The organism is Desulfovibrio legallii, from assembly GCF_004309735.1.
Taxonomy (GTDB): domain Bacteria; phylum Desulfobacterota; class Desulfovibrionia; order Desulfovibrionales; family Desulfovibrionaceae; genus Desulfovibrio; species Desulfovibrio legallii.
Genome location: NZ_SIXC01000007.1, coordinates 149,132 through 157,838, shown reverse-complemented (window position 1 = coordinate 157,838; position 8,707 = coordinate 149,132). Strand labels below are relative to the sequence as shown.

The window sequence follows — 8,707 nt, the reverse complement described above, 5'->3', positions numbered from 1 at the left end:
TTTAAGCGCCAGAACGAGCGTGTCTTCACCGTTGAGAATACATATTCTCAACGGTAATCTGTTCCAGGGCATTTCAAAGATGAAATGCCCTGGCGGTTGCGTAAGCAGCCGCCCGCCGTGTAGGCGCAAGCGCAATTTATTTGCGCGGTTAAGCGCCAGAACGAGCGTGTCTTCACTGTTGAGAATACATATTCTCAACGGTAATCTGTTCCAGGGGCGCGCGTGCTTGAAGTGTCCTCCCGAAGTGGGTACACAAAGGCATGAGCGTCCTGTTGCCTGTTCCACCGTCGGCCGGTTTTTGGGCGGCCCCAGGGGTGGTCCTTTGATGCGTTACGGCGCGGTGGCGGCGCTGGCCGCACAGTTCCCGCCCCTGGAGACGGCCCATCCGGACGGTTTCCTGTGCCTGGGGGGTGACCTGCGGCCCGAACGCCTGCTGGCGGCCTACAGCCGGGGCATCTTCCCCTGGTATGAAGAGGGCCTGCCCGTGCTCTGGTGGTCGCCAGATCCACGTTGCGTGCTGCCGCTGGAGGCCTTTCATTTGCCCCGGCGCAGCGCCCGGACCCTGCGCCGCAGGCCGTTTGCCCTTACCCTGGACCGGGCTTTTGGACGGGTCATCCGATCCTGCGCCGCACCGCGCGCCGCCGCGCCCGGAACCTGGATCATCCCGGAGATGATTGCGGCCTATGAGCGCCTGCACGCCCTGGGCTATGCCCACTCCGTTGAAGCCTGGCGGGACGGCGCGCTGGCGGGCGGCCTTTACGGCGTGGCTCTGGGCCGGGCTTTTTTTGGCGAATCCATGTTCCACACCGAAGCCGAAGCCTCGCGCGCAGCCCTGGCCGGTCTGGTGGCTCTTTTGCGGCAGCGCGGGGCCATACTGCTGGACTGTCAGCAGGAAACGCCCCATATTATGGGCATGGGCGGCGTGCTGCTGCCGCGCCGCAGGTTTGTGGCCCGGCTGCGGGAAGCTCTGGGAGAGCGCCGAGAGGCGGCCCCTCCGTTTTCGGCCCTGTCCGCAGCAGCGCCCGACACCGCCGCAATGCCCTGGGCGCCCTGGCGTACGTCCTATGTCTTTGACGCCGCAGCCGGCGTCTGGCTGCCCGAATCGCCGGAACAGGGCGGCCCCGTGTCGCGCTGATTGTCCGCGCCGACGCGCGGCCCGGTGGTTTGGAGCGGCTGCTCTTTGTACAATGCACTTGCGCAGCGATAATCAGGACGCCGTCGTGCCGCAGCCGCGGACAAGCCCGTATGCGCGCCCAGGCCACAGGCGTCCGCAGTCGCCGCAGTGGCGCGCAGCCCACGGTTTTCGCCGTCAAACAAGCCTGCAACAGGCAGAATACACGTCATGGACACACTTTCCTCTCCGCCGTTCAGCCTGGAAACGGCCTATACCCCCACAGGCGACCAGCCCACGGCCATTGACGCCCTGACCGCCAACCTGGAAGCCGGCGTGCCCGCGCAGGTGCTGCTGGGCGTCACGGGCTCCGGCAAGACCTTTACCATGGCCAACGTCATTGCCCGCTGCAACCGTCCGGCCCTGGTGCTGGCCCCCAACAAGACCCTGGCCGCGCAGCTTTACGGCGAGTTCCGCGCCCTGTTCCCGCGCAATGCCGTGGAGTATTTCGTCAGCTATTACGACTACTACCAGCCGGAAGCCTATGTGCCCGCCTCGGACACCTATATTGAAAAAGACTCCTCCATCAACGACAATATAGACAAGCTGCGCCACGCCGCCACCCATGCTCTGCTGACCCGACGGGACGTGGTCATTGTGGCCTCTGTTTCCTGCATTTACGGCCTGGGCTCGCCAGAATACTACGCCAAGATGGTCATTCCCGTGGAGGTGGGCCAGCGCTTTCCCATGGACGCCCTCATGGCCAGGCTGGTGGAAGTGCACTACGAGCGCAACGATTACGACTTCCACCGCGGCACCTTTCGTGTACGCGGCGACGCCCTGGAGGTTATCCCGGCTTACCACCACGAGCGCGCTCTGCGGCTGGAATTTTTTGGCGACGATATCGACAGCATGCGCGAGATTGACCCTCTTACGGGCGAGGTGCTGGCCGAAGTGGGCAAAACCGTGCTCTATCCCGCCAGTCACTATGTTTCGGCTCAGGACAACCTTAAGCGCACGGCGGACGACATCCGCGACGAACTGGCCGCGCGTCTGGCCTGGTTTCAGGAGCACGGCAAACTGGTGGAAGCCCAGCGCCTGGAGCAGCGCACCCAGCTTGACCTGGAAATGATTGAGGAACTCGGCTACTGCAACGGCATAGAAAACTATTCGCGCCATCTGGACGGCCGTAAGGCCGGGGAGCCGCCTTCCTGTCTGCTCAACTATTTTCCCAACGATTTTATATTGTTTGTGGATGAATCCCACATTACCATTCCCCAGGTGGGGGGCATGTACAAGGGGGATCGCTCCCGCAAGCAGACCCTGGTGGACTTTGGCTTCCGTCTGCCCTCGGCTCTGGACAACCGTCCCCTGCGTTTTGACGAGTTCACGGCCCTGCTCAATCAGGTGGTCTACGTTTCAGCCACGCCCGGCAAGTACGAGCTGGACCAGGCTCAGGGCATTGTGGCGGAGCAAATCATCCGTCCCACGGGCTTGGTGGACCCGGAGGTGGACGTGCGTCCTACCAAAGGGCAGATGGACGACCTGTTGGGCGAATGCAAGGCGCGCGTGGAAAACGGTGAGCGGGTGCTGGTAACCACGCTCACCAAGCGCATGGCCGAAGACCTTACGGAATACTGCTGCAACATGGGCGTCAAGGCCCGCTATCTGCATTCGGATATCGACACTCTGGAGCGCATGCAGATCATCCGGGCCCTGCGCCTGGGCGAATTTGACGTGCTGGTGGGCATCAACCTGCTGCGCGAGGGCCTGGATATTCCGGAAGTCGCCCTGGTCTGCATCCTGGATGCGGACAAGGAGGGTTTTCTGCGCTCCACAGGCTCGCTTATCCAGACCTTTGGCCGGGCCGCGCGCAACGTACAAGGCAAGGTCATTCTCTATGCGGACAAGGAAACGGATTCCATGCGCGCCGCCATGGGGGAAACCGCCCGCCGCCGCGCCATCCAGGCCGCCTACAATACGGAACATCAGATCACCCCGGTGAGCACGCGCAAGGGCCTTGAATCTCCGCTGGACAGCCTGTATGTGGAAGACGGCGCGGGCCGCGGACGCGGACGCGGCAAAGGGCGCGGCAAGGCGCAGGAAAGCGCAACGCCGCTTACAGCCGAGGATACGGCTGCCCTGGTGGTCAAGCTGGAAAAAGAGATGCGTCAGGCCGCCCGCGACCTGGAATTTGAACGCGCGGCAGAGCTGCGCGACCGCATCCGCCAGTTGCGCACCCGGCTCATTGCCCTGCCGGAATAGGCGGCACAGGGTCGCTTCTCAAAAATCACACACTGACGCAGCGCCGTCAGCACTCGTCTCAGGAAGGTTTCCGCATGGCTTCACAGTCCCCGTCCACGCCGCGGCAGCATAGTCTGCCGCTTTCCGGTCCCAGCGCGGCCGAACGCGAACGCGCCCGTTGGCTCGCCGCAGAGCTGGAGCGCCACAACTACCTCTACCATACGCTGGACGCGCCAGAAATCAGCGACGACGCCTACGACGCCCTGTTCCGTGAGCTGACGGCCCTGGAAGGGCGCTGGCCGGAGCTGCGCGCCCCGGATTCGCCCACCCTGCGCGTGGGTGGCGGCCTTTTGGGCGGCCTGGACAAAAAGGCCCACAGCCGCCGCATGTACGGCCTGGACAACGTGTTTTCCTCCGCGGAATGGCGGGAATTTGTGGAGCGTATGCGCCGCGCCTGGGATGCGGACCTTAACGGGCCACTGCCCCTGGCCTTCTGGTGCGATCCCAAGCTGGACGGTCTGGCTCTGGAAATCATCTATGAAAATGGCGTGCTGTGCGAAGCGCTTACCCGCGGGGACGGCTTCACGGGCGAGGTGGTCACGGCAGCCGTGCGCACCATCCGCACCGTGCCCCTGCGGCTGCGTGGAGAGGGCCCCTTTCCCGCCCGGCTGGAAGTGCGCGGCGAAGTGGTCATGTACAAACAGGATTTTGCCGCCCTCAACGACCGGCAGGAGGCGCTGGGGCAGAAGCCTTTTGCCAACCCGCGCAACGCCGCCGCTGGAACCCTGCGTCAGCTGGACCTTTCCGTCACAGAGGCGCGTCCGCTGCGTTTCCTGGCCTACAGTCTGGGCGAGGCGCAGTGGCCCCCGGCCACGCCCTGTCGGCTGCAGTCCGGGCTTATGGCCCGGCTTGCGGACTACGGCTTCCTGACGCCGCCCCAGGGGCGGCTCTGCCGCAGCCTGGAAGAAGTGGACGACTATGTGGCCTGGGTGCGCCAGGAACGGCCCGACTTTCTTATGCAGATCGACGGGGCCGTGGCTAAGCTGGACGACCTGGAGGCGCAGGCGGCCCTGGGCTATACGGCCCGCGCACCGCGCTTTGCCGTAGCCTTCAAGTTTCCGGCCATGCAGGCGCAGACCCTGCTCAAAACCATTGAAGTGCAGGTAGGGCGCACGGGCGCGCTCACGCCCGTGGCCGTGCTTGAGCCCGTGGCCGTGGGCGGAGCGCTGGTTTCCCGCGCCACTCTGCACAATGAGGACGAAATCCGCGCCCGCGACGTCCGGGTGGGGGATACGGTCATGGTGCAGCGCGCCGGCGACGTCATCCCCGAAGTGGTGGGCCCTGTGCTGGAAAAACGGCCCGCCGGGGCTGTGCCCTTTGTCTTTCCCCGTACCTGCCCGGCCTGCGGGCAGCCCGTATACCGGGAAGAGGGCGAAGCCGCCTGGCGTTGCGAAAATCTGACCTGCCCGGCCATCCGCCTACGGGCCATCACGCACTTTGTGTCCAAGGCCGGGCTGGACGTGCAGGGCGTGGGGCAGAAGTGGATAGAACAGCTGGTGACCAGCGGACGGGTGCAGTCCCCGGCCGATCTTTTTACGCTGACCGCGCAGGAATTGCTGGGCTTTGAGCGCATGGGCGAGGTGCTGGCGCAGAAGTTTGTGGACGCCCTGGATGCGGCTCGGCATACGGCTGATCTGCGGCGACTGATCAGCGCCCTGGGCATCCGCCATGTGGGCGAGCAGACGGCGCGCACCCTGGCCGGGCATTTTTGCGATCTGGACGCGCTGGAAAACGCTTCGGCCGCAACCTTGCAGGCCCTGCCCGACGTGGGGCCGGAGGTGGCTTCCTCCATCCGCAATTTTTTTGACAGCCCGGCTAACCGGGAAACCTTGGCCCGTCTCAAGGCCCTGGGCCTCTGGCCACAGAGCGGGGAGGGCGACGCTGCCGCTGCGGCGCGGCCTTCCGGGCCGCTTGCGGACAAGCGCGTGTTGTTTACCGGATCACTGGACATGCCCCGCGACAAGGCGCAAAAACTGGCCGAGGCCGCGGGAGCCATTGCCGTCAACAGCGTGAGCAAAAAACTGGACTATCTGGTGGTAGGCGACAAACCGGGAAGCAAGCTGGACAAGGCGCGCGACCTGGGTGTGGCCGTTTTGGATGAAGCGGCATTTAAGGACTTGTTGCACCAATCCGGCGTCGCGCCGGAATAATAGAGAGGAGACGCCATGAGCACGGCAATCATCGTCGTAGGGGCCAACGGCCGCATGGGCCGGACCATCAGCCATCTGGCCGCCATGGAACCGGGCTACAGCCTGGCGGGCATGGTGGACAGCAAGGAACACCTAGGCAAACTCGCGGGCGCGGCCTGCCCGGTGGCGGACACTCTGGCGGCCCTGCTGCCCCAGGCGCCGGGGGCTGTGGTCATCGATTTTACCGCGCCGGTGGTGAGCCTCAATTCGGCCAAGGCCGTGGCCGCCGCGGGCAGCGCCCTGGTCATCGGCACCACGGGATTCAGCGATGCGGAAAGGGCGGAACTGGAAGCCCTGGCCCAACGCGCGCCCATTTTCTGGTCTTCCAACATGAGCATCGGCGTCAATGTGCTGCGCAAGGTACTGCCGGAGCTGGCCCGCGCTCTGGGCGAACCCTATGACATTGAAATTGTGGAGCTGCACCACAACCGCAAGAAGGACAGCCCCAGCGGCACGGCGCTGACCCTGGGCGAAGGCCTGGCCCAGGCGCGCGGCTGGAAGCTGGAGGATGTGCGTTGCTCCTCGCGGGACGGCATTATCGGGGCGCGGCCCAAGGCGCAGATCGGCATCCAGGCCGTGCGCGGCGGGGACGTGGTGGGCGTGCACACCGTGTACTTCATGGGGCCTGGTGAACGCATTGAAGTAAGCCACCATGCCCATTCGCGCGAAACTTTTGCGCAGGGGGCTTTGCGCGCCGCCGCCTGGCTGGCGGACAAAAAGCCCGGCAGGCTCTACGGCATGCCGGATATGTTTTAGGCCGTCTTCCTTTTTCCCCCCTTACCGCTTGTTGCCGTAGAGGACCGCACCCAGGATGAGTGCGCCGCCGAAGAGGGTGCGGGGGCCGGGGGCGTCGCCGAAGAGCAGCCAGGCCATGAGGATGGCATAGACGGGCTCCAAGGTGATGATGGTGGCGGCTTGGCGGGCCTTGAGGGCCGTGAGGCTGCCCACGTAGAGGCTGTAAGCGAGGGCTGTGCAAAAAAGGCCCAGGCAGGCTATCCACAGCCAGTCCAGGGACGGTACGGCGGGCAGGGCGTGGGCCGTGAAGGGCAAAAGGCAGGCGAGGATGACCACGTTTTGCCACCAGCAGGCCCGCATGCCGGATATGGCGGCGGCCGTGCGCCGGTTGGCTATGGCCACCAGGGCGTAGACCGCGCCGGAGAGCACCGCCCAGAGCAGGCCGTGGGTGGCGGAGCTGTTCAGAGAAAAAGCGGGGGTCAGGCAGATAAGCCCTAGGCTCACGGCGGCCAGGCCCCAAAGCTCGGCAGCGGTGGGGCGTTCGCGGTAGGCCAGGGCTTCGAAGAGGGTGGTGAAGGCGGGAAAGCAGGCAAAGCCCAGGGTGCCCACGGCCACGCCGCCCAGCTTGATGGCCTGGAAGAAGGTCACAAAGTGTACGGTGAGCAGCGCGCCGCTCAGGGCGAGGCCCGTGAGGTCGCGGCGGTTCAGACCGCGCCAGGGCGCTTCGTGTCGCGAAAGACAGAGCAGGCCCAGAGCCGCCACGGCAAAGAGGGCCCGACCGCAGACCAGCACCGGTGCGGAGCTTTGGCACAGTTTGCCCAAAATGCCGGAAACGCCGAAGAGCACCGTGGCCGCGTGCATGCGGACCAGAGCGGCGTGACGTGAAAGAGCGGCGGGGGAAGTGGCTGACGCTTGGGACATGGTCGCTGTTCTGTACTCCCCGGCTCGCCGGGACGCAAGGGCCAGCGCGTGCCACGCGCTGGCGTGGCGTCAGGCGTGGTGTGCAGAACAGCCCGTCGGCAGGGGGCAGCACTGTGGTGCTGGATAATTTTTTTGATAATACCTTTATTTTATAAAGAATATTTTTGAGGCCGTGTCCGTTTCAGGAATACGGCTTGACAGCCTGCGGGGAAATGACGGAAAATATTTTGGGTGTAAAGTCTAGATTTTATCTTGAATTTTTATTCAAGCTGGTGTAGCGCAAGGAAAAAGAGCGCGCGTAAGGCCCGCGGCACCCATTGCCGCAGGCCCGCAGCGCCGGATTGGGGGCCCCATGCCGCAGGTTGCCGCACGCATTAATGATGAACAGGAACGCTGGCTCAAGGACTATTTTCGCACCAAGAGCGCCGGGGCGGAATTTATTCTGCCTTGGGCCGTGGATACATTTTTTCGGGCCATCGCCAACATCAAGCACATGTTCAGCGCGGCGGAGTTGAAGACTATTGTGGAAGCCCACAAGGACATGAAGCTCATGCCCGACCACACGCGCCTTTCTTATCTGATGCTGCGGGTGGACGACGCCTGCGAGCTCAACGGCGTGCATTTGCGCCACGGGGCCAGCAAGTCCAGCCTGGAGGCCAAACTCAAGGGCCTGGACGATACCCAGGCCACGGCGCTTATGGTCTGGGCCTCGGCCTTCTGGGTCAGCCGCAACTGCTCGGCTGAAAACCTTGACGAGTACATCAAGGCGTATTAGTTCCGTTTTCGGCCTTTTTTCCATTAACAGTCCTTTGGGGACCACATGTCTGCGTTGTCGCGCTGTGGAGGGCCGGGAGGCTTTGTCCGCAGGGGCACGCTTTTTCTTTTTGCTCAAGAGAGAATCACTATGCTGCAAATTTTGCGGGCCAAACTGCACGGCATCCGGGTCACGGGGTGTGCGCTCAACTATCACGGATCCGTGACCTTGGACCCGGAGCATTGCCGTGCGGCCGGCATCTACCCCTTGGAGTTCGTTAATATATGGAACAAAAACAACGGACAGCGCCTTTCCACCTACGTCATTTACGGTGAGCCGGGCTCACGCTGCTGCGTGCTCAACGGGGCCGCCGCACGCGCCTGTGAGGAAGGGGATGAGGTCATCATCAGCGCCGTGGAGTTTGTGAACGGCCCGCACGAGATTGCCGGGCGCAGCCCCGTGGTGCTGACCTTCAACCCGGACAACAGCGTGCGCGAAACCCTGCGCTATGTGGTTACGGAAGGGCCGGAAGGCCTGGACTTTGCCGTGGAGCAGGGCGCGCCGCAAGACAGGTAAACGCCGCCCGGCGGTCTGTTGGCGTGAAGGTTTCCGCCGGTTGCGGGCCTGGGCGTTTTGCGCCGCGTGCGCAACCGTGAACGTGTGGGGGCTGTCCCCCCTGTACAAAGGCAAAGG

Annotated in this window: 7 protein-coding genes; 6 read left to right on the top strand and 1 reads right to left on the bottom strand. The window is 64.0% G+C overall.

The features are described 5' to 3' along the window. Positions 1-325: 325 nt before the first annotated feature. From aat to dapB, 4 genes are all read left to right on the top strand, one after another. Positions 326-1,135, top strand: coding sequence for a leucyl/phenylalanyl-tRNA--protein transferase (gene aat, locus EB812_RS07400; RefSeq protein ID WP_118228736.1), 810 nt, complete (start codon positions 326-328; stop codon positions 1,133-1,135). Between the two features lie 207 nt (positions 1,136-1,342). After that, a complete protein-coding gene (gene uvrB, locus EB812_RS07395) occupies positions 1,343-3,376 on the top strand; it encodes an excinuclease ABC subunit UvrB (protein ID WP_118228737.1) in 2,034 nt (677 codons plus the stop codon). Positions 3,377-3,450: 74 nt separating this feature from the next. Continuing rightward, positions 3,451-5,565 carry an NAD-dependent DNA ligase LigA gene (ligA, locus tag EB812_RS07390; RefSeq protein ID WP_130957994.1) on the top strand — a complete coding sequence of 705 codons (2,115 nt, stop codon included), beginning with the start codon at positions 3,451-3,453 and terminating at the stop codon, positions 5,563-5,565. Between the two features lie 15 nt (positions 5,566-5,580). Further along, complete coding sequence (gene dapB / locus EB812_RS07385; RefSeq protein ID WP_130957993.1) at positions 5,581-6,360, top strand: 4-hydroxy-tetrahydrodipicolinate reductase; 780 nt, start codon at positions 5,581-5,583, stop codon at positions 6,358-6,360. A 21-nt stretch (positions 6,361-6,381) separates the two neighbouring features. On the opposite strand, the gene EB812_RS07380 is transcribed toward dapB, so the two are convergent. Then, the gene (locus EB812_RS07380) at positions 6,382-7,260 is read right to left on the bottom strand and encodes a DMT family transporter (RefSeq protein WP_130957992.1); all 879 of its coding nucleotides are present in this window, start codon (positions 7,258-7,260) and stop codon (positions 6,382-6,384) included. A 352-nt stretch (positions 7,261-7,612) separates the two neighbouring features. On the opposite strand from EB812_RS07380, the gene EB812_RS07375 reads away from it, so the two are divergent. Together EB812_RS07375 and panD are read left to right on the top strand one after the other, a co-directional pair. Further along, entirely contained in the window at positions 7,613-8,035 is a 423-nt protein-coding gene (locus EB812_RS07375; protein ID WP_118228741.1) for a hypothetical protein, read from the top strand. Positions 8,036-8,164: 129 nt separating this feature from the next. Next, the gene (panD, locus tag EB812_RS07370; protein ID WP_118228742.1) at positions 8,165-8,590 is read left to right on the top strand and encodes an aspartate 1-decarboxylase; all 426 of its coding nucleotides are present in this window, start codon (positions 8,165-8,167) and stop codon (positions 8,588-8,590) included. Positions 8,591-8,707 lie beyond the last annotated feature (117 nt).

Coding starts and splice junctions, on each gene's coding strand:
- EB812_RS07375 (WP_118228741.1), top strand. CDS start 7,613: ATGCCGCAGGTTGCCGCACGCATTAATGATGAACAGGAACGCTGGCTC.
- panD (WP_118228742.1), top strand. CDS start 8,165: ATGCTGCAAATTTTGCGGGCCAAACTGCACGGCATCCGGGTCACGGGG.
- dapB (WP_130957993.1), top strand. CDS start 5,581: ATGAGCACGGCAATCATCGTCGTAGGGGCCAACGGCCGCATGGGCCGG.
- uvrB (WP_118228737.1), top strand. CDS start 1,343: ATGGACACACTTTCCTCTCCGCCGTTCAGCCTGGAAACGGCCTATACC.
- EB812_RS07380 (WP_130957992.1), bottom strand. CDS start 7,260: ATGTCCCAAGCGTCAGCCACTTCCCCCGCCGCTCTTTCACGTCACGCC.
- aat (WP_118228736.1), top strand. CDS start 326: ATGCGTTACGGCGCGGTGGCGGCGCTGGCCGCACAGTTCCCGCCCCTG.
- ligA (WP_130957994.1), top strand. CDS start 3,451: ATGGCTTCACAGTCCCCGTCCACGCCGCGGCAGCATAGTCTGCCGCTT.